This window comes from Lichenibacterium minor, from assembly GCF_004137685.1.
GTDB classification, from domain to species: Bacteria; Pseudomonadota; Alphaproteobacteria; order Rhizobiales; family Beijerinckiaceae; genus Lichenihabitans; species Lichenihabitans minor.
The window spans coordinates 39,035-65,080 of sequence record NZ_QYBB01000002.1; the positions used below are offsets into that span (position 1 = coordinate 39,035).

The window sequence follows — 26,046 nt, forward strand, 5'->3', positions numbered from 1 at the left end:
GGGGCGGCGGCGCGCGCCAGCGGCGGGCGACGAGGGGCGCGGCGGGCCGCCCGGGCCGCCCGTGGCACACCCCTTGCTGCACCTGCGAAGGGGCGCCCGGCGCGCGCCCGAGGGCCCGAATGCCCGGCCGCCGCGCAGCGCACAGGACCATCCGCCCGAATGACGAGCAGCCCCACCCCAGCGGTCGTGAAGACGGTGTGTCCCTACTGCGGGGTGGGGTGCGGCATGAAGCTCCACGTCGCGGACGACCGCGTCGTCAAGGTCGAGGGCGACAAGGACCACCCGACCAACTTCGGCCGCCTGTGCACCAAGGGGGCCACGGCGGCCGGCGCGATCCGGGCACAGGGCCGGCTCGACGCGGCCTACCTTTACGACAAGCGGGCGCGCGACCAGGTGCGGGTGCCGCTCGACCACGCCATCGCCGAAACGGCGCGGCGCCTCTGCGCCATCCGGGACGCCCACGGGCCGGACGCGCTGAGCTTCTACATCTCGGGGCAGATGTCGCTCGAAGCCCAGTACCTGGTGAACAAGCTCGCCAAGGGATGCATCGGCACCAACAACGTCGATTCGAACTCGCGCCTGTGCATGTCGAGCGCGGCTTCGGGCTACAAGCTGTCGCTCGGCGCCGACGGGCCGCCCGGCGCGTATCCCGACATGGACCGGGCGGACCTGTTCCTCATCGCCGGCGCCAACATGGCGGACTGCCACCCGATCCTGTTCCTGCGGGTGCTGGACCGGGTGAAGGCGGGGGCGCGGATGATCGTCGTCGACCCGCGGCGCTCGCCCACCGCCGCCAAGGCCCACCTCCACCTGCAGATCCGCCCCGGCACCGACATCGCGCTGCTGAACGGGCTCCTGCACCTGCTGCGCGAAGCGGGGCACATCGATCGCGACTTCATCGCCGCCCACACGGAAGGGTGGGACGCGCTGTCGGGGTTCCTCGACGACTTCACCCCCGCATCCGTCGCCGCCACGACCGGCCTGCCGGAAGCGGACGTGCGCCGCGCCGCCCGCATGATCGGCGAGGCCGGCGAATGGATGACGCTGTGGACCATGGGGCTGAACCAGAGCGTGTTCGGCACCTGGAACACCAACGCGGTCTGCAACCTCCACCTCGCCACCGGCAAGATCTGCCGCCCCGGCTCGGGCCCCTTCTCGCTCACGGGCCAGCCCAACGCCATGGGCGGGCGCGACATGGGCTACATGAGCCACAGCCTGCCGGGCCACCGCGTCATCGCGGAGCCGGCCGACCGCGCCTTCGTGGAAGGGCTGTGGGGGGTGCCGGCGGGCCGCATCGCGTCCGAGCCCGGCCCCGACGCCGTGACGATGTTCAAGCGCATGGCGGAAGGCCGCATCAAGGCGGTGTGGATCGTCTGCACCAACCCGGTCGCCACCGTGCCGAACCGGGCCAGCGTGCTCGAGGGCCTGGAAGCGGCCGAGCTCGTCATCGCCCAGGACGTGTTCCTCGACAGCGAAACCAACCGGCACGCCGACATCCTGCTGCCCGGCGCCCTGTGGGCCGAGGCCGACGGGGTGATGATCAACTCCGAGCGCAACATGACGCTGATGCGCCGCGCCGTGAGCCCCCCCGGCGACGCCCTGCCGGATTGGGAGATCGTGGCCCGCGTGGCCCGCGCCATGGGCTACGCCGACGCCTTCGCCTACGCGTCGGCGGCGGACGTGTTCGACGAGCTCGCCGGCGCCTGGAACCCGAAGACCGGCTACGACATCCGCGGCGCTTCGCACGCGCGGCTGGCCGAAACGCCGCTGCAGTGGCCCTGCCCGCCCGGCGACGCGGCGGACCGCCACCCGATCCGCTACCTCAACGACGGCGTGAGCCAGGCGCTGTTCACGGCGCCCGGCGGCCTCGTGCCGCGCATCGCCTTCCCCACCCCCACCGGCCGCGCCCGCTTCCACACGCGCCCCTGCCTGCCGGCGCCCGAGCTGCCCGACGACGACTTCCCCTTCGCGTTCAACACGGGCCGGCTGCCGCACCAGTGGCACACCATGACCAAGACCGGGAAGATCCCGGCCCTGAACAAGCTGAACCCGGGCCCCTTCGTCGAGATCCACCCGGAGGACGCCGGCCGGCTCGGCATCCGCGACAAGGACCGCGTGGAGATCCGCTCGCGCCGCGGGCTCGCCGTGGTCCCCGCCAGCGTCACGGACCGGGTGATGCCGGGGTCCTGCTTCACGCCGTTCCATTGGGCCGACGTCTTCGCCGAGGACGCGGCGGTGAACGCCGTCACGGCCGACGACGCCGATCCCGTGTCGCACCAGCCGGGGCCGAAATATTGCGCGGTGGCGCTGACCCGGGTGCAGGCCGCGGCCGGGGCCGGCGACCCCGCCGCCGGGGCCGAGCCCGTGTCGCCCGGCCCGTCCTTCCTCCAGATGCCGGAGCCGGAGATCGCCATGTCCCAGATCCAGGCGCTGACGGGGCTGCTCGGCGTGGAGCCGGCCCCGGCGCCGGCGCCCAGCGAGGCCGAGCGGACCTACCTCGGCGGCTTCCTCAGCGGCCTGCGGGCGGCGGAGGGCGGCCCCGCGCGCGGGGCGCCCGTGCTGCCCCCGGACGCGCCCCTGCGGCCCGCCACGCGGCTGTGGCTCGACGGCGTGCTGGCCGGGATGTTCAGCCGCGCGGGCGGCGGGGGCGAAGCCGGGACGGCGGCCCCGGCCGCGGAAGCGCGACAGGCCGTGGCGGTGCTGTGGGCGTCGCAGACCGGGCGCGCCGAGGAGCTGGCCGGCCGGATGGGGGCGAGGCTCGGCGAGCTCGGCCACGCCGTGCGGGTTTCCGCCATGGCCGACTACGCCTTCGCCGACATCGGGCGCGAGCGCACGATGCTGCTGATCTCGTCGACCACCGGCGACGGCGACCCGCCCGACAACGGCGCCGCCTTCTGGGACGCCCTGAAGGCCGAAGCGGCGCCGCGGCTGGACGGGCTGCGCTTCGCCGTGCTGGCGCTGGGCGACCCGAGCTACGACCAGTTCTGCGCCCACGGCCGCGCGCTCGACGCGCGCTTGGCCGAGCTCGGCGCCACCCGCATCCTCGACCGCGTCGACTGCGACCCGGAGTTCGAGGACGCGGCCCGGAGCTGGCTCGGCGACCTCGAAGGCCGGCTCGCCGTGCCGGGCTCGCCGTCCACCGTCACCGGCCAGCCGAACGCGGCCGACGCGATGCTGCCGGTGGCGGGCGCGAAGCAGCCGAGCCGCTCCGACCCCTACCCGGCGCGGCTGATCGAGGCGCGGCGGCTCAACCCCGGCAGCCCCACCAAGGACACGCGCCACGTGGCGCTCGGCTTCGACGCCGGCGCGCTGTCCTACGAGGCGGGCGACTCGCTCGGGCTCTGGCCCGTCAACGACCCCGCGCTGGTCGACGAGATCCTGGAGCTCGTCGGCCTGTCGGGCACCGAGGAGGCGGACGGGGACGCGCTGCGCGACGTGCTGCTCCGCGGGCGCGAGATCGCCAAGCCGTCGGCCGAAACGCTGGCCCTGGTGGCCGACCGGGCGCGGGACGGCGCATTGCGCGCGCTGCTGCAGCCCGAGCGCCGCGACGCCTTGAAGGAATGGCTGTGGGGCCGCCAGCTCGCCGACGTGCTCGGGGCCTACCCGGTCGAGCTGTCGGCCTCCGACCTCCTGTCCGGGCTGAAGAAGCTGCAGCCGCGCTCCTATTCCATCTCGTCGAGCCCCAAGGCGACGCCCCGCGAGGTCCACCTCACCGTGTCGGCCGTGCGCTGGATGCGGGACGGGCGGGCGCGCGGCGGCGTGTCCTCGTGCTTCCTGGCCGACCGCGCCGCCGGCGCGCCCGTGCCGGTCTTCGTGCAGCGCTCCGCGGCCTTCAAGCCGCCGGCCGACCCCGACGCCGGCATGATCATGGTGGGCCCCGGCACGGGCGTGGCGCCGTTCCGCGCCTTCCTGCAGGAGCGCGCCGCCACGGGCGCGCGGGGCCGGAACTGGCTGTTCTTCGGCGACCAGCACGCCGCGAGCGACTTCTACTACCGCGACGAGCTCGAGGGCATGCGGGATTCGGGCGTGCTGACCCGGCTCGACCTCGCCTTCTCGCGCGACCAGGCCGAACGCATCTACGTCCAGGACCGCATGGAGCAGCACGGCCGCGAACTGTTCGACTGGCTGGAAAACGGCGCCTCCTTCTACGTCTGCGGCGACGCGAGCCGCATGGCCAAGGACGTGGAAGCGGCACTGCGCGCCATCGTCGAGCGCCACGGCGGCCTGTCGAGCGAGGCCGCGGTGGCCTACGTGCGCCGGCTCGGCGCCGACAAGCGCTACGTGCGGGACGTGTACTGACCCGCGCGCCCCGCAGTTAACGCCGCGTTCAGCACGACCGCCGAAACCGCCGCCGCCGCCCGCGTGCGGGGGAAACAGTCAAGCCGCCGCGCCGTAGTCTCGCGCGGGTCGGGGCGCTGGCGCCGCTGGGGGACACGGCATGATCGACGTCAATCTCATCGGTGCACCGGCTTTCTCGGTGAGGAAGATGGGGGACGACTTCGCCTATACCGGCATCAACCGGCGCATGACGGAACTGACCGGCCTGTGCGGACAGCGCATGGTGGGTTTGAGCCCGTCGCTCTGCCTGCCCGCCGCCATGGCGGAGGCCGTGACGGCGCGCTACCGGCGCTGCCTGGAGGAGCGGCAGGCGATCGAATCCGAGGCCTTCAACGACCTGCCCGGCGGCGGGCGCTGGTGGCACATCACGCTGACGCCGGAGCTCGACGCGTCCGGCCGGGCCTCTTCCCTGCTCGGCGTCATCACCGACATCACGGACCGCAAGATCGCCGAGCGCGACCAGCGCGAAGCGGAAACCCGCATGGCGCTCGCCATGGACGTGCTCGACGGCGGCTTCTGGCACCTCGACATCGCGACGGGCGAGATGGAAGTGACGCCGAAGCTCGCCGGGCTGGTGGCGGCCCAAGCCGTCGACCGCATGAGCTGGGCCGCGTTCACCGCCGGCATCCACGCCGACGATGCCGCCGTGCTCGACCTCGGCCCCCTGCTGCGCGGCGAACTCGACGGCGCCACGGTGGAATATCGCGTGGAGAACCCGCGGGGCGGCACGCGCTGGTTCCGCTCCCGCCGGCGGCTGCTGCGGAGCGCCGCGGGCGTGCCGGAGCGCGTCATGGGGGCCGTGCTCGACATCACCGAGCAGCGGCGGCTCGAGGAAGGCTTCGCGCGCGAGGCTCGGACCGACGCCCTGACGGGGCTGGCCAACCGTCGCGGCTTCGAAGCCAGCGCGGACGGTTTCCTCTCCGAGGCCGGCGCCGGCGGGCGCGGCTTCGGGCTGATCGTGCTCGACCTCGACCGCTTCAAGGCGATCAACGACCTCCACGGCCATGCCGCGGGCGACCTCGTGCTGCGCGAACTCGCCGCTCGGCTCCGCCGCGTGGTTCGGCCGGACGACGTGGTGGCGCGCCTCGGCGGCGACGAATTCGCCATCCTGGTGGCCGACGTGGCGGGCGGCGCCCTGCCCTACCTGGCGCAGCGGCTCGTGCTGGCCGCCCAGCTCCCGGTGGCGACGCCGGACGGCGAGCTGTCGGTCGGGGTGAGCATCGGGGTGGCGCGCTCGGTCGCGGGCGACGGCGCCATCTCCGACATCGCGGCCCGCGCCGACCGCGCCCTCTACGACGTCAAGCTCGCCGGCCGCGGCGCCTGGAAGCTCGCCGCCTGAGGGCGGAAGGGCGCGTCGATCTCAGAACCGCGTGGTCGCGTCCGTCAGCCAGCCCGGCGAGGCGTCGACCAGGGCGGCCTCGACGCGGCGGTCGAGCCCGGTGACGACCAGCACGCCACCGGCGACCAGGAGGGCGCCGAGCGCCGCCTTCAAGCCCGCGGCGGTCGACAGCATGCGGCCGCGCCAGCGCAGGACGGCGTCGCGCGACAGGGCGCCGAGGGCGAGGAGCGGCAGGGCGGCACCGATCCCGAACACCAGCATCGTCAGCGCCACCTGCCCGAGGTTTCGCCCTTCGGCGGCGAGCGCCGAGGCGGCCCCCAGCGTCGGGCCCGCGCAGGGGCTCCACACGGCGCCGAGCAGCAGGCCGAGCCCGAACTGGCCGCCGACCCCGTCCCCGGCGACGCCGCCGAAGCGTCCGTCCGCCCATCGCGCGACGGGGCCGGCCGCGGTGGCGACGCGGGCCTGCAGGGGCGGCAGCACCAGCACGAGGCCGATGACGACCATCACGGCGGCGGCGGGCCGCCGGAGCGCGCCCGCATCGATCCCGAGCGCGAAGGCGGCCGTGGCGAAGACCAGCCCGATTGCCACGAAGGACAGCGCGAGGCCGCCCGCCAGCGCGGCCGGCCCCAGCCGCGACCGCGCCGCCGCGGCGGCGAGCACGACGGGCAGGATCGGCAGCACGCAGGGCGACAGGACGGACAGGATCCCCGCCAGGAGGGCGAGGCCGAGGCCCGCCGTCACAGCGCGCTGTCGAGCAGCGCCGCGATGGGGGCGGGGCGGGTTTCGCCGGTCGACCGCGCCGTCTCGCGGTCGCCCTTGAAGGCGATCATCGTGCTCTGCATCCGCACGCCGAAGCGGCGCAACACGTCCTTCTGCGAATCGAAGTCGACGTCGAGCACCAGGAGGTCCTTGAACTTCGCCTGGGCTTCGAGGTTCGACAGGATGGGGCGCTGCGCCTTGCAGGTGGGGCACCAGGGGGCCGACACGTCGACGAGGATCGGCCTGCCGGCCGCCCTGGCGGCGTCGAAGGCCGCGGAGGTGAAGGGCGCCACCTCGGCCGCCGCGGCGGCGAGCGGCAGGATCAGCGCCGAGGCGAGGCCGAGGGCGGCGGCCAGGGGATGGGCGAGGCGGCGGGGAGCGGTCATGCGGGCGGGCCTTCCGGTCGGGCGCCCGCGGGCCGGGCACCTCCCGTCTACGCCGGTTCGATGCGGAGGTTACGGGGGCTATGGCGGCATCGGCGGGGATCGGCAGCGCGGTCGTGTGGCACTGGCGGGGGCGCGACGTCGTGGTGGGGACGACCCGGCTGGGCTCGGGCCCGCGCGCCCTGCTGCTGCCGGCGCTGAGCTCCATCTCCACGCGGGCCGAGATGGCGCCGCTGGCGGCGCGGCTGGAAGGGCGCTTCACGGCGCTGACGGTGGATTGGCCGGGTTTCGGCGCGGCGCCGAAGCCGCCCGTCGCGTGGAGCCCGGAAGCGCTCGGCGACTTCCTGCGCTTCGCCCTCGACGCGGTGGCGCCCGAGCCGGCGCTGGTGGTGGCGGCGGGCCACGCGGCGGGCTACCTCCTGGCCGAGGCGGCGGCGCGGCCCGTGCCGGGGCGGCGGCTGGTGCTCCTGGCGCCCACCTGGCGGGGCCCGCTGCCGACGATGCTGAAGCGGCGCCCGGCCTGGCTCGGCCGGCTCGCCCGCGCCGCCGACGTCCCGGGGCTCGGCGCGGCGCTGTACCGGCTCAACGTCAACCCCGCCATGGTGCGGGCGATGGCGCGCGCCCACGTGTATTCGGACCCGGCGTGGCTGACGCCCGAGCGCGCGGCCGGCAAGCGCGGCGTGACCGGGGCGAAGGGCGCGCGGCACGCCGCGGTGCGCTTCGTGACGGGGCAGCTCGACCCCTTCGCGGACCGGGCCGGCTTCATCGCAGCCGCGGAAGCGCTGCGCGAGCCCGCGCTGGTGATCTACGGCGCCGATGCGCCGCCGAAGTCCCGCGCCGAGATGGAAGCGCTGTCGGCCGTGCCGGGGATCGCGACGCGGGTGCTGCCCCGCGGCAAGCTGAGCCTCCACGAGGAATTCCCCGACGCGGTCGCGGCGGCGATCCTGGAAGGGACGGCGGAGCCCGCGTGAAAGGTCGCGAACCCAGGCCCCGCTCCCCGGAAACGTCCCCGACATTTCCGGGGGGCTTCAGGCACGGGTTCGACGCATCCCCGGACTCCGGGGAGTTCCGCGTCTCACTTCACCAGCGGGCAGCCGCCGTCGGCGAGGGGCCTGAACGCCCCATCGGCCGGGATGGTGGCTATGGGGGCGTAGACGTCCCACTCCGACGTCGACTCGCCCGGCGCCTTCACCCGGTAGGCGTACATGGCATGCACGGCGCGCCCGTCCGGCCGCACCGTCACGGTGCCGAACAGCGCGTCCTCGATGGGCTTGGCCTTCATCTCGGCCACCACGGCTTCGCCGTCGATCGTGTCGGCCTTCTTCACGGCACGGAGGTAGGCCAGCACGGACGAGTAGACGCCGGCCTGGTTCTCGGTCGGCACGCGGCCGGGCATCTTCTCGGCGAAGCGCTTGGCGAAGGCGCGGCTCGCGTCGTCGCGGTCCCAATAATAGGCCTCGGTGAGCAGCAGGCCCTGCGCGAGCGGCAGGCCGATGGCGTGGACGTCCGTGACCTGGGTGAAGAGCCCCGTCAGCTTCTGGGCGGGGGCGACGCCGAACTCGGCCGCCTGCTTGACGCCGTCGACCAGCGCCGTTCCGGTGTCGGCGAAGGCCACCGCATCGGCGCCCGACCCTTGCGCCTGGAGGAGGTAGGACGAAAAATCCGTGGTGCCGAGCGGGTGCTTGACCGAGCCCGCCACCGTGCCGCCCATCGCCTTGAAGGCCGCGGCCGTGTCGCGTTCGAGCGCGGCGCCGAGCGCGTAGTCGAAGGAGATGAAGTAGACGGACCTGGCCCCCACGCCCGTCAGGGCGCGGGCGGCGGCGTTGCCCATCGCCCAGGTGTCGAAGGTCCATTGCACCGTGGTGGGCTTGCAGAACTTGCCCGTGAGGTCGGAGGTGCCGACGTTGGCGGCGAGGAAGGTGCGGTGCTTGTCGGCGATGACGCCGTTGATCGCCAGGGCGACGCCGGAGTTCACCGCATCCGTCACGGCCGCGACGCCGTCCCGGTCGAGCCATTCGCGCACGATGGCGCTGCCGACGTCGGGCTTGTTGCCGTGGTCGCCGTAGAGGATCTGGACCTTGAGGCCGGGCGCTTCGCGGGCGAAATCGTCGGCGGCGAGCTGCGCCGCCACCACCGATCCCTTGCCCGACTGGTCGGCGAAGGGTCCGGAAGCGTCGTTGAGCACGCCGACCTTGATCGTGCCGTCCGGGATGTCGGCCAGGGCGGGCGCCGCCAGAAGGGCCACGGGGAAGGCGAAGGCGAGGCGGGCGGCGTGGCGCAAGGGCGTTCTCCCGATCTGTCGTTGTGTTCCCTCCTAGCCCGGCCGCCGGCGGCGCGCCAGCCGGCCGGCGCTGTGAAAATCCGCGCCGCTGCGATAGACCGTTAACCATCTTTAACGGTCTGTTAACCGTCCGGGCGTCAGATCGTGCGTGTTAAAGGAACCTTAAGCGGCATGTCGGCTGAAGCCTCCCCCTCCACCCCCGTCCGGTTCCGCGGCCGCTCGCTGATGGCGCTGGTGCTGCGGCCCGAGCCGCCGATCGACGCCTGGCTGCTGGGCCTCGACGACCTGCTCGGCCGCTCGCCCGGCTATTTCACCAGCCGCCCCGTGGTGGCCGACCTCAGCGCCATGGCGGGCGAGAGCGACCAGCTGATCCGGCTAATGGACAAGCTGCAGGGCCGCAACATCCGCGTCATGGCGATCGAGGGCGCGGATCCCGAGCGGCTCGGCGCCGACGCGATCCGGCTGCCCCCCATGGTCGAGGGCGGCCGTCCGGCGTCCGCGCCGGCCATCCCCGACCCGGCGCAGCCCGACGCGGCCGCGCTGTCGGCCGCGCTGGCCGCGCAGCCGTCCCGGAGCGTGCCCTCGCTGATGATCGACAAGCCGGTGCGGTCCGGCCAGTCGATCACCTTCGCGGAAGGCGACGTGACGATCCTGGGATCGGTGGCGTCGGGCGCCGAGGTGATGGCGGGCGGGTCCATCCACATCTACGGCACGCTGCGGGGCCGCGCCATGGCGGGCTTCGCCCACAAGGACGGCCGCATCTTCTGCTCGAAGCTCCACGCGGAGCTGCTGGCGATCGACGGCGTCTACAAGACCGCGGACGAGATGGACGCGGCGCTGCGCGGCAAGGCCATCCAGGCCTGGACCAGCGGCGACACGCTCGTCATCGCGGGTCTCGACTGAATCATGGATATCGAAGGAGGCAGGGGCATGTCGCAGGTCGTCGTGGTGACATCGGGCAAGGGTGGCGTCGGCAAGACCACGTCGACGGCCGCCATTGGGGCCGCGCTGGCGCAGTCGGGCCAGAACGTGGTGGTGGTCGACTTCGACGTCGGGCTGCGCAACCTCGACCTCATCCTGGGGGCCGAGCGGCGGGTGGTCTACGACCTCGTCAACGTGATCCAGGGTCACGCCAACCTCAGCCAGGCGCTGATCCGCGACAAGCGCTGCGAAACCCTCTACCTGCTCCCCGCCTCGCAGACGCGCGACAAGGACGCGCTGACCGAGGAAGGCGTCGAGCGCGTCATCGCCGAGCTGCGCACCCGCTTCGACTGGGTGATCTGCGACAGCCCGGCCGGCATCGAGCGCGGCGCCCAGCTCGCCATGCGCCACGCCGACCTCGCCATCATCGTGACCAACCCCGAAGTGTCGTCGGTGCGCGACAGCGACCGCATCATCGGCCTGCTCGATTCCAAGACCGTGAAGGCCGAGCGCGGCGAGTGGATGGAGAAGCTGCTGCTGCTCACCCGCTACGACCACGCCCGCGCCCAGCGCGGCGACATGCTGAAGACCGAGGACGTGCTGGAGATCCTGTCGATCCCGCTGCTCGGCATCATCCCGGAATCGCAGGACGTGCTGCGCGCGTCCAACGTCGGCGCCCCCGTGACGCTGAACAACCCCACCAGCGTGCCCGCCAAGGCCTACATGGACGCGGCGCGGCGCCTGCGCGGCGAAGCGCTCGACGTGACGATCCCCCGCGACAAGAAGGGGATCATGGGCATGCTGTTCGGAAGGAAGGCCGCATGAAGCTCCTGAAGTTCCTCGGCGTCCGCGACAGCGCGCCGGTGGCGCGCGAGCGGCTGCAGATCCTGCTCGCCCACGAGCGCTCGCTCGTCGGCCGCTCCGACCTCGTGGCGATCCTGCGCGAGGAGATCCTGCAGGTCATCGCCAAGCACTGCGCCATCGACCGCGACAAGGTGCGGGTGAAGATGGCCAAGGGCGACACGCTGTCCACCCTCGAGGTCGACCTCGAGATCCGCGCCCCCGCCAGCGGGACGATCGCGCTGGCGTCGTGACGGGTCGGACGGAGTCGGATTCCAGCGGGCGGCGGGGCGAAAGCCTGCGCCGCCCGGTCGCGAGCCCGGGCGGCTTCGCTCCGAAGCCGCCCGGGCTCGCGACCGGCTCGCCCTTCGGCGGGGTTCGGGGCGGCACCCCCGAGGGATCACGGCCCCCGCGCGGGCCGGTGACCCGCGGCCGGGCCTGAGCGCCCCACCGGCCCTTCACCACACGGACAGGTCGTCGACGTCCGGTGCATCGCGGGAACCCGCGTCCCGGCCGGCGCCGACGGGGTTCGGCCTCCTCGCCCTGGCCAGCAGGGCCCGCAGGACCGTCAAGCAGGCATCGAGCAACCGCCTCATGACAATCTCGCCCAGCGATGGCGCCGGGAGATCGCGGCGCGTCGCGGGACGGATTATCAGCTTTCGATGCTTGTGGGAATATTTCCCACATCACGGCGCCGCGTCGCGGTCCCGCCTCGGCCCGCCGCTGCGCGCGGGCGACGGGGCGACCATGGCCTGCAGCCGCCGCGTGACGGGCGCCTCGAAGAACCGGAACAGCGCCAGGGCGGCGGCCACGGAGGCGGCGACGAGGAGCACCGCATAGGCGACCGGGTCGAAGCGATGCGGGTCCGTGACCCGGGACACGACGTCGTGGATCGCGATGAACAGGGCCGAGTGGACGAGGTAGAGCGAGAACGAGGCATCCCCGAGCCGCGTGAGGGCGCGGGCCGGCCAGCTGGTCCCCGACGCCCCCATCCCGAGCGCCGAGGCGACCAGCGCCGCGGCCGGCACACCCCAGGCGAGGCCGCGCCAGGCCTGGGCGGAATCGATGGACGGGACGTAGGCGGCCACGCCGGCGAGGGCGGCGAGCGACAAGGCCACCCCGGCCCGGACGGGCACGCGCCACCCCGCCCGGTGGGCGAGGCCGAGCCACAGCCCGAACATGAACTCGAGCACGATGGGGTCCGCCCAGTAGAACAGCGGCCAGGGAAGCGCCACCAGGCGGCCGACCGACACCAGCCCGATCAGGGCTGCGGACAGGGCCGCCACCGCACGGGCGCGGGCCAACCGGAGCGTCAGCGCGAAGCAGACGTAGAAGAACATCTCGTAGTTGAGCGTCCAGCCCAGCGAGTACACGGGGACATATGCGCCGTCTTCCGGCCGGAGCGCGGGCAGGAAGAGAAAGGAAGCGACGATGTGGGCCAGGGACGCGCGGGGCTGCCCGGGGAGGTGACCGAGCCGAAGCGCGATCAGGGCGAAGGCCGCGGTGAAGGCCCAATACAGCGGGGCGATGCGGAGCACACGCCGCGCCAAGAAAGGCCCGGCCGCGCCGGGACGGCCGAACAGGCGCTCGGACGCGACCACCATGATGAAGCCGGACACGACGAAGAACAGATCCACGCCGAAGGCACCGATGGTGAGGTCAGGGAAGGGATCGGCGAACCCGCGGTGGTTCAGCTCGTTGCGGGCATGGAACACGACGACGATCAGGGCCGCCACGGCTCTGACGATCTGAAGCTGGAATATGGACCTGCCCATCGATGGCTCTGCGCGTTTCATCCCCGCAGGTGCCTACCCGCGTTGTTTCGCACTGACCAGGACCGGGTGGCGTGCCGACGGCGGTGAGGCGGCCGGGCCGGGACATCCGGGAGATCGCCGTTTCGCCCCGTATGTCGGCGCCGCGATGAGCCCGCACCGCATCGGGCGCGGCCGCAACCCGGGGGGCCGCCGCCGCGTTCCCGTCGCACTGCCACCGGGGAGATCGTCATGACCGCCATCGACCGTCGCATCTGGTGGGTCGTGGGGCTCGTCGTCCTCGCGCTCATGCTGTGGCTCCTGCTCGACCACCTGCTGTTTCCCACCCTGCCGGTGCCGGCGGGCGCCCCGTCCATCGCGCGCTGACGGGGCCCCGCAACTCCCGACCGCGCCGCGCGTTGGCCGCCACTGGATCGACGGCCAACGGCGGGGGATGGGATGTTCGGCAAAATCGGCGGCGGCGCGGGCTATGCCGTCATCATCCTGATCGTGGCGATCGCGGCCCTGCTCTTCGCCAGCCACGAATTCTTCCCCGCCTTCAACCCTGCGGGCGGGACCTCGGCGGCGAAGTAAACCCCCTCCCCCGCGCCACGCCGCGAGCCAACGCGACGTCGACGCCCCCCCTCTGCACCTGGAGCATCGACGTGGACGACGCCACCAAGTTCATCCGCATCTTCGGCGACCACCAGAAGCGCGCCACCTACGCGGGCCGCCTCCACATCCGCGACGCCAACTTCATCGCGGACCTCAAGGCGCGCCTGTCGGGCTTCGCGGCGCGCGACAACGGCGCCCGGAACAGCGGCTGGCTGATCGACTTCTCGCCGACCCAGACCGACGACCTGACCGAGCGCTCGATGTTCCACGCCACCCTGACGTCGGCCAGCCAGGGCGAGCGACGGCTCGCCTTCCAGATCGGCCGCGATTGGGTCGAGATCGGCGACGGCGCGATGGAAAGCTCGGTCCGCACGGACGGCGCCAACATCGACGCGGCGCTGCAGAGCGCCTTCCGCCGGGTGGTGCTGCGCTGGCCCTACGGCACGATGGATCCCGCCAAGGTCAGGATGGCCGACGCCTGATCCAGGCCGGCCCGCCGCGCCCCTGCCTCGCCGCGGCTCCGGTTCGCCCGCCCGCGGGTGTCGCCCCCGCCCGACGAGGACGCCGACGGGCCGGAGCAGGCGACGGCGCCCGTCTCGTCGGGGACGGGTTCTTCGGGGGACGGGGTCGGAGGTGACGGCCGGGGAGCGGCACCTATGACGACCGTTCGGCGTCCGCCCGCCCGTAGCGCAGCGTGAACATCGCCACGACCTCGTCGACCCGCTCCTCGATCTCGGCCCGGCCCATCGGCGGCGGGTCCTGCAGCACGAGGCGCGCCGTGTGGCATTGGGACGTCACGGCGCCGAGGAAGAGGCTGGCCGCGAGCTCCGCGTTCGCGCCCGTGAACTCGCCCCGGGCCCGCGCCGCTTCCAGGTACTCGGTCAGGCGACCCCGCGTCCGCTCCGGCCCCAGGGCGTAGAAGATGCGCCCGATGGCGGGGTCGCGCGGCGCTTCCGCCACGACGAGGCGCAGCAGCGACGTCACCTCGGGGCTCGTCATGGCCTCGAGCAGGTTGATCCCGAGGTCGCGGAGGATCTCGCCCATCGCGTTCGGCCGCTCGAAATCGGCGTCGAGCCGCCCGCGCAGCAGCCGCGCGCGGTTGCTCACCACCTCGGCGAAGAGCCCCTCCTTGCTGCTAAAGTGGCGGTACAGCGTTTCCTTCGACGCGCCGGCCCGCGCCGCGACGTCGCGCATCGTGGTCTCGGCGAAGCCCTGGGCCAGGAACACGGCCTCGGCGACGGCCACGATCTCCTCGCGACGCCGTGCCCCGCGGGGCACAGGCCCTGGATCATTGTGGGACAGTTCCGTGGAGCCGCTTGACTTCGCACCCATCCGCTCGCCTTATATCCGAACCCACCGGTTCGGTTACGCGCCTTCCCAACCTACAAGCCGCCGACGGCGCCGCATAGGGCCCGTCAGGCCATCGTCGGGGCGAAGCTCCGACGCGGACGCGTGAACGGGCCCCCGCTTTCGATCCGGCATGTGTCAGCTGGAACATGACACACGCCGGCCCCGACCCAACGACGAACCAGCCCCGGAAGACCCCACGATGACCCCGAGCGACGCCGACGAGGCCCACGCGCAGGACGACGACCGCGCCCCGCCCCGCCGCCGCGCCCGCCGCGACGTGCTGGAGATCGGCAAGGGAGAGCGCAGGGGCGGCGGCCGCGGCGCCGAGCACGCCCGGGATCTCGACGACGACGACGACGACCGGGACGCCCCCCGCGCGCGCCGGGACGACCGGGACGAGCGCCGCGACGACGACCGCAAGCGCGACGACCGGCGCAAGCGCGACGACGACGACCGCCAGGACGACGACCGCAAGAACGACGGGTCCAAGGACCGGAAGGACGACGACCGCAAGGGCGAAGGTCGCAAGGGCCAAGACCAGAAGGACGAAGGCCGGAAGGGCCAGGACGACAAGAAGGACGGCAAGGACGGCGAAGGCGACGACAAGGAAGCGCAGGACCGCCGCAAGAGCCGCCGCCCGCTGATCATCACCATCGCGGTGATCGTCGCGCTGCTGCTCGTCGCCTTCTTCGTCTACTACTACCTGTCGAACAGGGGGAAGGCCGAAACCGACGACGCGTATACGGACGGCTACGTGGTGGCGGTGGCACCGCGCGTGTCCGGGCAGATCGTGTCGCTCGACGTCGTCGACAACCAGTTCGTCCACAAGGGCGACCCGCTGGTCCACATCGACCCGCGCCCCTTCACCTTCTCGCGCGACCAGGCCAAGGGCAACCTCGACGCCCTGAAGGCGCAGATCCAGAACCAGAAGCTCGGCGTCGAAATTTCCAAGAAGAACTTCCCGGCGGCGCTGCAGCTCGCCCAGGCGAATCTGCTGTCCGCCAAGGCCAACCTGACGTTGCAGGAATCGAACAACAAGCGCCAGCAGAACCTGCCCAGGCAGGCCACCACGCAGCAGGAGGTCGACACCACCTCCTCGGGCCAGCAGCAGGCCGAGGCGCAGGTGGCGCAGGCCCAGGCCCGCGTGACCCAGGCCGAGCCGGTGCAGCAGAACATCGCCCAATCGCAGCAGCAGGTCGACCAGCTCCAGGGCCAGGCCGAGCAGGCCCAGGCGCAGCTCGACAACGCCGAGCTCAACCTCGAATTCACGACCGTGCGCGCCGCCCAGGACGGCTGGGTGACCCGCCGCAACGTCGACGCCGGCAACTACGTCACCGCCGGCACGCAGATCATGTCGCTGGTGACGCCCGACGTGTGGGTGACGGCGAACTACAAGGAAACGGAGCTCGACGGCATGGTGCCGGGCCAGCCCGCCACCATCTCGGTCGACGCCTACCCGAACCTGAAGCTCACCGGCCACGTGGACTCGATCCAGCACGGCTCGGGCTCGAAGTTCTCGGCCTTCCCGGCCGAGAACGCCACCGGCAACTTCGTCAAGATCGTGCAGCGCGTGCCGGTCAAGATCGTCATCGACTCGGGGCTGAAGCGCGACGAGCCGCTGCCGCTCGGCGTCAGTGTCGAGCCCACGGTGATGCTGAAATGAGCGGCGTCGGCGCCGTCGATGGCTGGAAGCCGAAGTTCAACCCGTGGTTCATCGCCCTCGCGGTGACGCTGGCGGCCTTCATGGAGATCCTCGACACCACCATCGTCAACGTAGCGCTGCCCTACATCGCCGGCACGCTGGCGGCCTCCTCCGACGAGGCCACCTACGCGCTGACCGCCTACCTGGTCGCCAACGGCATCGTGCTCACCATCGCGGGCTGGCTGTCGGACACGATCGGCCGCAAGCGCTACTTCCTGATCTGCCTGTTCATGTTCACGGTCTTCTCGTTCCTGTGCGGCATCTCGCAGAGCCTCGGGCAGCTCGTCGCGTTCCGTGCCTTCCAGGGCTTCTTCGGCGGGGGGCTGCAACCGAACCAGCAGGCCATCATCCTCGACACGTTCCCGCCGGCCAAGCGCGGCGCCGCCTTCGCGGTGACCGCCATCGCCACCATCGTGGCGCCGGTGCTCGGGCCGACGCTCGGCGGCTACCTCATCGAGCACCTCGACTGGCGCTGGATCTTCTTCGTCAACATCCCCTTCGGCGCCGTGGCGGTCTTCGCCAACTTCGTGCTCGTCGAGGACCCGCCGTGGGAAAAGGAGAAGGCCAAGAAGAAGGGCCGCGGCATCGACTACGTGGGCCTGGCGCTCATCTCGCTCGGCCTCGGCTGCATGCAGATCGCGCTCGACCGCGGCGAGGACGACGACTGGTTCGGATCGCGCTTCATCGTGATCATGTCGGTGCTCGCCTTCATCGGCATCTTCGGCGCCATCTGCTGGCTGCTCACCGCCAAGAAGCCGATCATCGACCTCGACGTGTTCAAGGACCGGAACTTCGCCATGGGCTGCGTGCTGATCGCCGCCATGGGCATGATCCTCTACGCCTCCGCGGTGCTGATCCCGCAGTTCTCCCAGCAGGAGCTCGGCTACACGGCGCTGCTGTCCGGCCTCATCCTGTCGCCGGGAGGCATCGTGGTGATCATGCTGATCCCCATCGTGGGGCGGCTGATGAAGGTGGTGCCGACGCGCTACATCGTGATGACGGGTTTCACCATCATGGGCTTCGCGCTCATGTATTCGAGCCGGCTCGTCACCTCCATCGACTATTGGACGCTGGTGAAGATGCGCTCGGCGCAGACGGCGGCGCTGGGCTTCCTGTTCGTGCCCATCTCCACCATCGCCTACCTGACGCTGCCGCAGAAGTACCGGTCGGACGGGGCGGCGCTGTTCTCGATGTTCCGCAACGTGGGCGGCGCGGTGGGGATCTCGGTCGCCACCGCGCTGGTGACGGAGCGCCGCCAGGCCGACCAGGCCCACCTGTCGAAGTTCATGACGCCGCTGAACCAGGGCTACAACGAGTTGATCCAGAAGTCGGAGGCGACGCTGCGCACGCTCGGCCGCGCCGCGGGCTCGGTCCACGACGAGGCCGTGTCGCACACCTATCAGACGTACATGCACCAGTCGGCCGTGCTGGCCTACAACAACGTGTTCCAGTATTCGGCCGTGGTGGCGTTCCTGGTGGTGCCCCTGTGCTTCTTCATCTCCAAGAAGACCGCCCAGGGCGGCGGCGGCGGGGGCCACTGACGATGACCGAGCGTTTCCGCCTCCTGTCCGCCCTCCTCGTGGGGTCCACCCTCGCGGGCTGCACGATGGGCCCCGAATACGTGTCGCCGCTGCCGCCCATCGTCGACGCCAAAAGCTACGTCGACAACGGCACGAAGGTGAAGGTGCCGCTGAAGGTGCTGGCCGGCACCACGGCGGCCGAGCCCGACGCCGAATGGTGGCGCGTGTTCCGCGACCCCATCCTGTCCAAGCTCGAGGCCCGCGTCGCCGAGCAGAACCTCGACGTGCAGACGGCCTCGCTGCGCCTGCGCGAAAGCCGCGCGCAGCTCGGCACCGCCGCCGCGGCGGCGCTGCCGAGCGTCAACGGCGCCAGCAGCGCCTACCGGCAGCAATACAGCCAGAACGGCATCATCAGCCTGATCCCGTCGAACGTGCTGAACGGCGGCTCCTCCGGCACCGGTTCCGGCGCCGGCACGTCGCTCGGCAACCCGTTCGAAAGCTACACGGCGGGCTTCGACGCCTCGTGGGAGCTCGACCTGTGGGGCCGCGTCCGGCGCAACATCGAGGCTTCCGAGGCCCTGGTGGACGCTTCGGCCGAAAGCCGGCGCTCGACGCTCGTGTCGGTGCTGGCGGAGCTCGCGCGCGACTACGTGCAGCTGCGCGGCATCCAGGAACAGATCCGCATCCAGCAGGCCAACGCCAAGGTGAACCAGGACATCCTGGACATCGTGCAGACGCGCGCCAAGGGCGGCCTCGTCACCGGGCTCGACGTGGCCAGCGCGGCCCAGCAGGTGGAAGGCATCCGCGCCAACATCCCGCAGCTCCAGCAGCAGGAGATCCAGGCCGTCGACGCCATCGGGCTGCTGCTCGCCCAGCCGCCGCTGACGCTGAGCCAGGAGCTGGTGCCCTCGAAGGCGATCCCGCCCGTGCCGCCCAAGGTGCCGGTCGGCGTGCCGTCGAGCCTGATCATCCGCCGGCCGGACATCCGCATGGCGGACGCGCAGCTCCACGCCGCCGTGGCGGAGATCGGCGTGGCGGAGGCGGAGTTCTTCCCCACCGTGACCATCACGGGGTCGCCGTCCTTCAACGCCCTCGACCCCAACAAGGTGTTCCGCGGCAACTCGCTGCAATACATGAACGTCGGGCCGGCGATCTCCATCCCGATCTTCGACGGCGGCCGGTTGAAATCGAACCTCGTGCTCACCCAGGCGCGCCAGCAGGAAGCCGCCATCGCCTACCAGAAGGCGGTGCTGCAGGCCTGGCACGACGTCGTCAACGGGCTCGCGGCGCTGAAGGGCGACGAGGGGCGACGCTCCTTCCTGCTGAAGCAGGTGGCCGACGCGCGGCGCGGCCTGTCCCTCGCCCGCACGCGCTACAGCCAGGGCGTCGACACCTTCACGACCGTGCTGCAGAACAGCCAGAACGTGCTCAGCGCCGAGGTGAACCTCAGCCAGGCGACCGCCAATATCTCGACCGACTTCGTGGCGCTCTACAAGGCGCTGGGCGGCGGGTGGGAAACCACCTTCCCGGACAAGCCCGTGCCGCAGCTCGACCTCGCCGACGTCACCATCCCGCAGGGAGACCTCGCGCTCAAGCCCGACGGGCCGTGAGCGCCTGAGGGCCGCCGCTCAGGCAGCGAGGCGGGCCGCGGAGGACCGCGCCCGGGCCAGCAGTTCGGGATCGGCGATGACGGCGGCGATGTCGTCGCCGACCGCGCGGGTCACCTCGGGCGTCGTCGGGATGCCGAGCACCCGCAGGGCGATGACGGCCTGGCCGAGCGCGACGTCGGCCAGCCGAGCCGGATCGCCGCCCTCGTTCCAGGCGACGGATTCGAGGGCGATGCGGGCGAGGACGCGGTCCTCGACGACGGTGATCATGGGATGCGGCTCCGGCGCTCTGGTCTTCGTCCCATCAAACGCCGCCAGGGTTAACGGATGGTGGATGCGGCGGGGCGCGGACCATCGGGGCGTGTGCCGCCCGGCCGGGCTCCCGGCGGAGGTTGCGCCCGGCGCGCGCCCGAGTAGCATGGCGGGCGTCCCCGAGGGATCCATGACCGCACCGCGCCGTTTCGCCGCCCTGCTCGGCCTCGCCTTCCCGCTCGGGTGGCTGGCCGCCTCGCCGGCCTGGGCCAGCGGCGACCTGTGCGAGCCGCGCTGGCGCATCGAAACCGCATCGCTCGGCGAATGCGACACGGTCGCGGCCCTGACGCCGGGCAACGACACGCGCGCCAACCTGCTGATGCTGCTCTTCGACCGGCATGGCCTTCCCGCGTCGCCGCCGGCCGCCACGGCCAAGCCGATCCTGGGCTGGCGCGATTACCGGGACGCCTTCGCGCCGGGAGGACCGCCGAACGGGAGCACCTATGCGGCGGGCGAGGGCTCGCGATGCCGCACCAACGACGGAGGCACCGCCACTTTCGACGCCGCGGTCGACGCCACGGCCGCCCTGCCCCCGGAGGAGCGCGTCGCCCTGGCCTCGGCGCGCGCGTCCCTGAAGCCGGATTGCGCGGCGGCACCGGCTTCGGGGGCGCCGGCCGCCGCGCCGCCCGTTTCGTCCCCGGTCGCCGCCCTCACGGCGGCCGTCCGCTCGGAGGCCGGCCGCGGCTTCGCCACCTATCTCAGGGGGACGGAAGCCTTCTATGCGGCGCGGTTCGACGACGCCGAGCGGGCCTTCGAGCTCGAGCGGACCAGCCCGCTGCCCTGGCTCGCCGACACCGCCGCCTACATGGTGGCCCGCACCGGGGTGAACCGGCTGCAGGCGGACGCCTTCGACGACTACGGCACGCTGAAGGACGGCTTCGTCGCCGAACCGGCCGCGGCGGCGCGCGTCGAGGCCAGCCTCGACGCCTACCTGGCGGCCCATCCGGACGGGCGCTACGCCGTGTCGGCGCGGGGGCTCCTGCGCCGGGTCGACTGGCTGGCGGGGTGGACCGAGAAGCTCGCGGGCCGCTATGCCGCCCTGCTGGCGCGGCCCGCCGCAGCCCGGGGCATCGACGACCTGTCCCTCGTCGAGGAGATCGACGCCAAGCTGTTGCCCCGGCTCACGCCGGCGATGACGCGGGATCCGCTGCTCCTGGCCGTGATGGACCTGAAGGCGATGCGCCGGCTTGGCGCCAAGCCCGGCGCCCCGCCCGTCCGGCCGGACCTCGACGGCCAGCGCGACGCCTTCGCCGCCCTGCCGGCGCTCCACGCGTTCCTCCTGGCGTCCGCGGCCTTCGCCGTCGACGGCGCGACCGCCCCGGTCCTCGGCGGGCTGCCCGACGACACGCGGCGGCGGGACGGCGATTACCTCTGGTTCAGCCGCCAGTTCCTGCGCGGCCAGGCTCTCGAAGCGGCGGGGGACCGCAACGCCCGCGGCTTCTGGCGAGAGCTCGTCCCCGGGGCGGGGCGCCCGCTCACCCGCTCGCTCGTCGAACTGGCCCTGGCGCTCCACGACCAAGCGCGGGGACGGCTCGACGACGTGTTCGCGCCGGACTCGCTCGTCACCGACCCCACGATGCGGGCCATCCTGCTCGAGCGCGTCGCCGGCCCGGCGCTGTTGCGCGCGCGGGCGCGGGACAGCGCGGGCCCGGAGCGCGAGCGCGCGGTCGCGCTCTTCACGCTGCTCTACAAGGGCGTGACGCGCGGGGCCTACGCGGATGTGCTCGGCGACCTCGCCGACGTTCCCCCCGCCGCGGCCGTCGCGGGCGACACGTCGCCGGGCGTGGATGCGACGGAGGTCCCCCCGCTCGGCGTCTTCGCCCGGGGCGAGTCGGCCGGCGAGATCGGCTGCCCACCGCTGCCCGCCACCGTGGCGAAGCTCGCCGCCGAACCGGACTCCGTGCGCGACCGCCTGTGCCTCGCGGAATTCGTCCGGCTGAACGGCATGGACGGGGACAGCCTCGACCGGCCGCTCCCGAAGGGCGACCTCGGCGGCGTGCCCAGCGCCTTCCCGGGAAAGCCCTACGCCCGCTCGGCCACCTATGCGGCGATCATCGCGGACCGTGCCGCCCCCGCCGACGACCGCGCCTACGCGCTCTACCGCGCGGTGCGGTGCTACGAGCCCTCGGGAAATACGCAATGCGGCGGCCCCGACGCGCCCAAGGCGACGCGCCACGGCTGGTACGACGCCCTGAAGCGAGACTATCCCGGCTCCCGTTGGGCCAAGCGCCTGTCGCTCTGGTGGTGAGGGGAGCGGCCCGGGCCGCCGCGGCGCTGGCCGTCGCGGCCTGCTCGGCGGCGGCGTCCCCCGGTGCCGGGCCGCCCGCAGCGCCCGAGATCGTCGAGGCGGGCCGCTACCGCGCCTTCTGGCTCTGGGCGGGCGTGCGCCCCCAGCCGGCGCTCGCCGGGGCCGAGGCCGTCTACCTGCTGCAGGGCGAGGTCGAGGACGGGCCGGTCGTGCGCCTCGCGTCGCGCCGCGCGGCCATCCCGCATGTCCGGGGATCGGACGTGTGGCTGGTGGTGCGGGCCGCGACCCTCGCCTGGCCCCCCGCCGTCTACGCGCAGGTGCTCCGCGCCCTGGCGGACTGGCGCGCGGCCGGGGACCGCGTCGTCGGGGTGCAGATCGACTTCGACGCCCGCACCCGCGGCCTGGCCGGCTACGCGGCCTTCTTGAAGGACCTGCGCGGGCGCCTGCCGGCGGACTGCCGGCTCGGCATCACCGGACTGCTCGACTGGAGCGCCAACGGCGACCCGGCCGGGCTCGCCGCTCTGGCCGGCACGGTCGACGAGGTCGTGCTGCAGATCTACCAGGGCCGGCACGTCATCCCGGGCTACGCAGCCTACCTCGGCACCCTCGGCCGCATGACGGTGCCGTTCCGCATCGGGCTGCTGCAGGGCGCCGAATGGCGCCCCCCCGAGGGGCTGGAGCGACGGCCGCTGTTCCGCGGCTACGTCGTGTTCCTGCGCAACGGGTGACGGGGGCGGCGTGCCCTCGTCAGTGGGCCGACTGCATCTCGCGCACGTCGACGAAGTGCCCCGCGATCGCGGCCGCGGCCGCCATGGCGGGCGACACGAGGTGGGAACGGCCCTTGTGGCCCTGGCGACCCTCGAAGTTGCGGTTCGAGGTCGTGGCGCAGCGCTCGTAGGGGCTGAGCTTGTCGGGGTTCATGCCGAGGCACATGGAGCAGCCCGGCTCGCGCCAGTCGAAGCCGGCCTCCTTGAAGATGCGGTCGAGCCCTTCGCGCTCCGCCTGCAGCTTCACGAGGCCCGAGCCCGGGACGATCATGGCGCTGACCGAGGACGCGACGCGCTGGCCTTCCACGATGCGGGCCACCGCCCGCAGGTCCTCGATGCGCCCGTTGGTGCAGGAGCCGATGAAGACGCGGTCGAGGTGGAGGTCGGTCATCCGCTCCCCGCCCTTCAGCCCCATGTAGTCGAGCGCCCGGCGCATGTTGTCGCGCTTGGTTTCGTCGGCGATCTCCTCGGGGTGCGGCACCGTGCCGGCCACCGACACCACGTCCTGCGGGCTCGTGCCCCAGGACACGATGGGCGGCAGGGCGGCGGCGTCGAGGCGCACGACCTTGTCGAAATGCGCCCCCTCGTCCGTGTGCAGCGTCGACCAATAGTCGACGGCCGCGTCCCAGGTGTCGCCCGTGGGGGACTTCGGGCGGCCCTTGAGATAGGCGAAGGTCTTGTCGTCGGGCGCCACCAGGCCGGCGCGGGCGCCGCCCTCGATCGACATGTTGCAGATCGTCATGCGGCCTTCCATCGACAGCGCGCGGATCGCCTCGCCCGCGTATTCGATGACGTAGCCGGTGCCGCCGGCGGTGCCGATCTCGCCGATGATGGCGAGGATGATGTCCTTGGCGGTGACGCCGGGCGGCAGCTGCCCGTCGACCTGGACCAGCATGTTCTTGGCCTTGGCCTGGATCAGCGTCTGGGTGGCGAGCACGTGCTCGACCTCGGAGGTGCCGATGCCGTGCGCCAGCGCCCCGAAGGCGCCGTGGGTCGAGGTGTGGCTGTCGCCGCACACGATGGTGGTGCCGGGCAGCGTGAAGCCCTGCTCGGGGCCGATGATGTGGACGATGCCCTGGCGCGCGTCGAACTGGTCGTAATATTCGATGCCGAACTCGCGCACGTTCTCGGCCAGCGTTTCCACCTGCAGGCGGGACTCCGGCTCCTTGATGCCGCCCCGGCGGTCGGAGGTCTGGATGTTGTGGTCGACGACTGCCAGCGTGCGGGACGGCGAGCGCACCACCCGCCCCGTCATGCGCAGGCCCTCGAAGGCCTGCGGGCTCGTCACCTCGTGGACGAGGTGGCGGTCGATGTAGAGCAGGCAGGTGCCGTCGGCCTGCCGGTCGACCACGTGGTCGTCCCAGATCTTGTCGTACAGGGTGCGGGGCTTCCGCGGCGCGTTCTCGTCCATGGTCTCGTCCCCATGGCCGTCGTGTCAGACGACCGGCCGGGCAGACCGGTGTCGGGTCTGCCCGGCCGGTCGCCGATGTTCCAGATAAGGGTGCCGCTCACTCGGCGGCAGTGCCGAGGATGCCGCCGCTCACTCGGCGGCGGTGCCGAGGAAGCCGCCGCTCACTCGGCGGCAGTGGTCTTCGCGTTCTTCTGCTTGGCCTTGGCGAGGTTCTTGGCCTTGGCCACGGTGTCGACGCGCTCGGCGATGCGGGCCGACTTGCCGCGGCGGTCGCGCAGGTAATACAGCTTGGCGCGGCGCACCTTGCCGCGACGGACGACCTTGATGGAGTCGATGTTCGGCGAATAGACCGGGAAGACGCGCTCGACGCCCTCGCCGTAGGAGATCTTGCGGACCGTGAAGGACTCCTGGAGGCCGCCGCCGGTGCGGGCGATGACGACGCCCTCGTAGGCCTGCACGCGGGACCGCTCGCCTTCCTTGACCTTCACGTTCACCACCACGGTGTCGCCGGGCTGGAACTCGGGGATGGTCTTGCCGGCGGAAACGCGCTGCATCTCCTCGGCGTTGATAATCGCGATGATGTCCATGGATCGTCCTTCGCCGGAGGCCGCCTTGAGGCAGCCGCGTTTCGGCTCGCTGTTATGAGTTGAGGGCGCGTCCTACAACGGCGACGATGGCTTGTCGACCGGTTTCGCTGGCCGGGACGCGCCGCGCGGACCTGCGCCGCGCCCCAGCCCCGGCGCCAGGACCAGCGCCAGCCCGCACAGCGCCGCCATGACCCAGAAAGCGCGGATGCCGAGGCCCGCGTAGAGGTAGCCCGACGCGAAGGTCAGCGCCGCCGAGGCCACGCCGAGGGCGATGTTGCCGTAGACCGCCTGGGCGGTGGCGCCGAGCCGCTCCGGCACCGCCGTGCCGATGACCTTCATGGCGCCGAGATGCAGCAGCGCGAAGGTGAGGCCGTGCAGCGCCTGCACGGCCACCAGCGCCGGCAGCGCCACCGTGGCGCCCATCACGCCCCAGCGCAGCACCCCCGCCCCGGCCGAGATGGCGGCGGCGCCCGCCGGGCCGACGCGGTCGATGATCCAGGGGCCGGCGACGAAGAACACCGCGACCTCGGCCAGCACGGATTCCGACCACAGCAGGCTCACCGCCGTGCCGCCGTAGCCGGCGCCGCGCCAGGTGATGACCGCGAAGGCGTCGTTGACGGCATGGCTGCCGATGACCAGCGCGGCGACGAGGAGCAGCGTGCGGTAGGCTGGCATGGCGAGGAGGGCGCGCGCGGCCGCCAGCGTCCCCCCGCGGTCGGGCTCGCCCGCCGCGTCCGGCGCGGCGACGCGGTTCGCCGACAGCGCCATGGCGAGGAACAGCGCCGAACTCGCCCCGATGATGCAGCCGAGCCCGAAGCGGTCGACGAGCTGGCCCGACAGCAGCGTGCCGGCCACGAAGGCGGCCGAGCCCGTGCCCCGCACCCAGCCGTAGCGGAAGCCGCCGCGCGCCGCCGAGGCCGCGACCGCCAGCGCGTCGGACAGGGGCGCCAGCGTGGCCTCGGTGCAGGAATGCGCCAGGCACACCAGCAGCAGCGGCACGAGGCCGTAGGCGCCGAGGTAGAGCGTGCCGATCAGGCCCGACAGCAGCGCCGCGGCGGCCAACACGCCGCGGCGCGCGCCCAGGCGATCCGCGAGCCGCCCCGCCGCGGGGCCGGACACGATGCGGACCAGCGTGCCGGCCGACAGCACCATGCCGATGCTCCGGTCGGCGAGCCCGTGGCTCTGGAAGAAGGACGGGAGATACGCCGATTCCGTGCCGTAGGCGGAATACAGCGCCGCGTAGAGCAGCAGGAAGGGCGGCAGCGCCGAGGCGGCGGGCCGAGGCGGGGGGCGCGCGTCGCTCGGGGCCGCCATG

24 protein-coding genes are annotated in these 26,046 nt (G+C 72.6%); 14 read left to right on the plus strand and 10 right to left on the minus strand.

Going from position 1 to position 26,046, the window contains the following annotated elements:
- Positions 1 to 159 precede the first annotated feature (159 nt).
- Both D3273_RS02310 and D3273_RS02315 read left to right on the plus strand, forming a co-directional pair.
- A complete protein-coding gene (locus tag D3273_RS02310) occupies positions 160 to 4,299 on the plus strand; it encodes a bifunctional nitrate reductase/sulfite reductase flavoprotein subunit alpha (protein WP_129223109.1) in 4,140 nt (1,379 codons plus the stop codon).
- Between the two features lie 139 nt (positions 4,300 to 4,438).
- On the plus strand, positions 4,439 to 5,677 hold the full coding sequence (locus tag D3273_RS02315; protein ID WP_129223111.1) for a sensor domain-containing diguanylate cyclase: 1,239 nt from the start codon (positions 4,439 to 4,441) through the stop codon (positions 5,675 to 5,677).
- Between the two features lie 21 nt (positions 5,678 to 5,698).
- Here D3273_RS02315 and D3273_RS02320 read toward each other — a convergent pair whose 3' ends face one another.
- Positions 5,699 to 6,418, minus strand: a complete 720-nt coding sequence (locus D3273_RS02320; protein WP_129223113.1) for a cytochrome c biogenesis CcdA family protein — start codon at positions 6,416 to 6,418, stop codon at positions 5,699 to 5,701.
- Positions 6,415 to 6,822 (minus strand): thioredoxin family protein, encoded by a 408-nt coding sequence (locus D3273_RS02325; protein ID WP_129223115.1) that lies wholly within the window; start codon positions 6,820 to 6,822, stop codon positions 6,415 to 6,417. The genes D3273_RS02320 and D3273_RS02325 overlap by 4 nt, the downstream gene beginning before the upstream one ends.
- 80 nt (positions 6,823 to 6,902) lie before the next feature.
- Here D3273_RS02325 and D3273_RS02330 point away from each other — a divergent pair, with 80 nt between their 5' ends.
- A complete protein-coding gene (locus D3273_RS02330) occupies positions 6,903 to 7,790 on the plus strand; it encodes an alpha/beta fold hydrolase (RefSeq protein ID WP_129223117.1) in 888 nt (295 codons plus the stop codon).
- Between the two features lie 104 nt (positions 7,791 to 7,894).
- Here the strand turns inward: D3273_RS02330 and D3273_RS02335 are convergent, their stop codons facing one another.
- Positions 7,895 to 9,100 carry an ABC transporter substrate-binding protein gene (locus tag D3273_RS02335; protein ID WP_129223119.1) on the minus strand — a complete coding sequence of 402 codons (1,206 nt, stop codon included), beginning with the start codon at positions 9,098 to 9,100 and terminating at the stop codon, positions 7,895 to 7,897.
- Between the two features lie 171 nt (positions 9,101 to 9,271).
- Here D3273_RS02335 and minC point away from each other — a divergent pair, with 171 nt between their 5' ends.
- From minC to minE, 3 genes are read left to right on the plus strand one after another with little or no spacing between them, the layout of a single operon-like run.
- Positions 9,272 to 10,003 carry a septum site-determining protein MinC gene (minC, locus tag D3273_RS02340; RefSeq protein WP_129223121.1) on the plus strand — a complete coding sequence of 244 codons (732 nt, stop codon included), beginning with the start codon at positions 9,272 to 9,274 and terminating at the stop codon, positions 10,001 to 10,003.
- Between the two features lie 27 nt (positions 10,004 to 10,030).
- The gene (minD, locus tag D3273_RS02345; protein ID WP_129223123.1) at positions 10,031 to 10,846 is read left to right on the plus strand and encodes a septum site-determining protein MinD; all 816 of its coding nucleotides are present in this window, start codon (positions 10,031 to 10,033) and stop codon (positions 10,844 to 10,846) included.
- Positions 10,843 to 11,115: a cell division topological specificity factor MinE gene (minE, locus tag D3273_RS02350; RefSeq protein WP_129223125.1), complete on the plus strand. Its 273-nt coding sequence runs from the start codon at positions 10,843 to 10,845 to the stop codon at positions 11,113 to 11,115. Before minD ends, minE begins: the two co-directional genes overlap by 4 nt.
- 204 nt (positions 11,116 to 11,319) lie before the next feature.
- Here minE and D3273_RS28065 read toward each other — a convergent pair whose 3' ends face one another.
- Together D3273_RS28065 and D3273_RS02355 are read right to left on the minus strand one after the other, a co-directional pair.
- Positions 11,320 to 11,457: a hypothetical protein gene (locus D3273_RS28065; RefSeq protein WP_165359347.1), complete on the minus strand. Its 138-nt coding sequence runs from the start codon at positions 11,455 to 11,457 to the stop codon at positions 11,320 to 11,322.
- A gap of 90 nt (positions 11,458 to 11,547) precedes the next feature.
- A complete protein-coding gene (locus D3273_RS02355; protein ID WP_165359348.1) occupies positions 11,548 to 12,636 on the minus strand; it encodes an acyltransferase family protein in 1,089 nt (362 codons plus the stop codon).
- A 228-nt stretch (positions 12,637 to 12,864) separates the two neighbouring features.
- On the opposite strand from D3273_RS02355, the gene D3273_RS29560 reads away from it, so the two are divergent.
- The 3 genes from D3273_RS29560 (at position 12,865) to D3273_RS02360 (ending at position 13,709) form a co-directional block, all read left to right on the plus strand.
- Positions 12,865 to 12,999: a hypothetical protein gene (locus D3273_RS29560; RefSeq protein ID WP_281011167.1), complete on the plus strand. Its 135-nt coding sequence runs from the start codon at positions 12,865 to 12,867 to the stop codon at positions 12,997 to 12,999.
- 72 nt (positions 13,000 to 13,071) lie between these two features.
- Positions 13,072 to 13,206 (plus strand): hypothetical protein, encoded by a 135-nt coding sequence (locus tag D3273_RS29565; RefSeq protein WP_281011168.1) that lies wholly within the window; start codon positions 13,072 to 13,074, stop codon positions 13,204 to 13,206.
- A gap of 71 nt (positions 13,207 to 13,277) precedes the next feature.
- On the plus strand, positions 13,278 to 13,709 hold the full coding sequence (locus D3273_RS02360) for a hypothetical protein (RefSeq protein WP_129223129.1): 432 nt from the start codon (positions 13,278 to 13,280) through the stop codon (positions 13,707 to 13,709).
- A gap of 172 nt (positions 13,710 to 13,881) precedes the next feature.
- On the opposite strand, the gene D3273_RS02365 is transcribed toward D3273_RS02360, so the two are convergent.
- Positions 13,882 to 14,472: a TetR/AcrR family transcriptional regulator gene (locus D3273_RS02365; protein WP_165359349.1), complete on the minus strand. Its 591-nt coding sequence runs from the start codon at positions 14,470 to 14,472 to the stop codon at positions 13,882 to 13,884.
- Positions 14,473 to 14,776: 304 nt separating this feature from the next.
- Between D3273_RS02365 and D3273_RS02370 the strand changes: the two genes are divergently transcribed.
- Genes D3273_RS02370 through D3273_RS02380 form a run of 3 tightly spaced genes read left to right on the plus strand, consistent with a single transcriptional unit; the run spans position 14,777 to position 19,409 of the window.
- Positions 14,777 to 16,240, plus strand: coding sequence for an HlyD family secretion protein (locus D3273_RS02370; protein WP_129223133.1), 1,464 nt, complete (start codon positions 14,777 to 14,779; stop codon positions 16,238 to 16,240).
- A complete protein-coding gene (locus tag D3273_RS02375; protein WP_129223135.1) occupies positions 16,237 to 17,820 on the plus strand; it encodes a DHA2 family efflux MFS transporter permease subunit in 1,584 nt (527 codons plus the stop codon). The genes D3273_RS02370 and D3273_RS02375 overlap by 4 nt, the downstream gene beginning before the upstream one ends.
- 2 nt (positions 17,821 to 17,822) lie before the next feature.
- Positions 17,823 to 19,409: an efflux transporter outer membrane subunit gene (locus D3273_RS02380; RefSeq protein ID WP_129223137.1), complete on the plus strand. Its 1,587-nt coding sequence runs from the start codon at positions 17,823 to 17,825 to the stop codon at positions 19,407 to 19,409.
- Between the two features lie 18 nt (positions 19,410 to 19,427).
- Here the strand turns inward: D3273_RS02380 and D3273_RS02385 are convergent, their stop codons facing one another.
- Complete coding sequence (locus D3273_RS02385; protein ID WP_129223139.1) at positions 19,428 to 19,676, minus strand: hypothetical protein; 249 nt, start codon at positions 19,674 to 19,676, stop codon at positions 19,428 to 19,430.
- A gap of 172 nt (positions 19,677 to 19,848) precedes the next feature.
- Here D3273_RS02385 and D3273_RS02390 point away from each other — a divergent pair, with 172 nt between their 5' ends.
- Together D3273_RS02390 and D3273_RS02395 are read left to right on the plus strand one after the other, a co-directional pair.
- Positions 19,849 to 21,966, plus strand: a complete 2,118-nt coding sequence (locus D3273_RS02390; protein ID WP_129223141.1) for a PA5441 family protein — start codon at positions 19,849 to 19,851, stop codon at positions 21,964 to 21,966.
- The gene (locus D3273_RS02395; protein ID WP_245500949.1) at positions 21,963 to 22,694 is read left to right on the plus strand and encodes a DUF3142 domain-containing protein; all 732 of its coding nucleotides are present in this window, start codon (positions 21,963 to 21,965) and stop codon (positions 22,692 to 22,694) included. Before D3273_RS02390 ends, D3273_RS02395 begins: the two co-directional genes overlap by 4 nt.
- Before the next feature lie 19 nt (positions 22,695 to 22,713).
- Here the strand turns inward: D3273_RS02395 and leuC are convergent, their stop codons facing one another.
- From leuC to D3273_RS02410, 3 genes are all read right to left on the minus strand, one after another.
- On the minus strand, positions 22,714 to 24,144 hold the full coding sequence (gene leuC / locus D3273_RS02400) for a 3-isopropylmalate dehydratase large subunit (protein WP_129223145.1): 1,431 nt from the start codon (positions 24,142 to 24,144) through the stop codon (positions 22,714 to 22,716).
- 161 nt (positions 24,145 to 24,305) lie between these two features.
- Positions 24,306 to 24,731 carry a 50S ribosomal protein L19 gene (gene rplS, locus D3273_RS02405; protein WP_129223147.1) on the minus strand — a complete coding sequence of 142 codons (426 nt, stop codon included), beginning with the start codon at positions 24,729 to 24,731 and terminating at the stop codon, positions 24,306 to 24,308.
- A gap of 72 nt (positions 24,732 to 24,803) precedes the next feature.
- Positions 24,804 to 26,045, minus strand: a complete 1,242-nt coding sequence (locus tag D3273_RS02410; RefSeq protein ID WP_129223149.1) for an MFS transporter — start codon at positions 26,043 to 26,045, stop codon at positions 24,804 to 24,806.
- Position 26,046 lies beyond the last annotated feature (1 nt).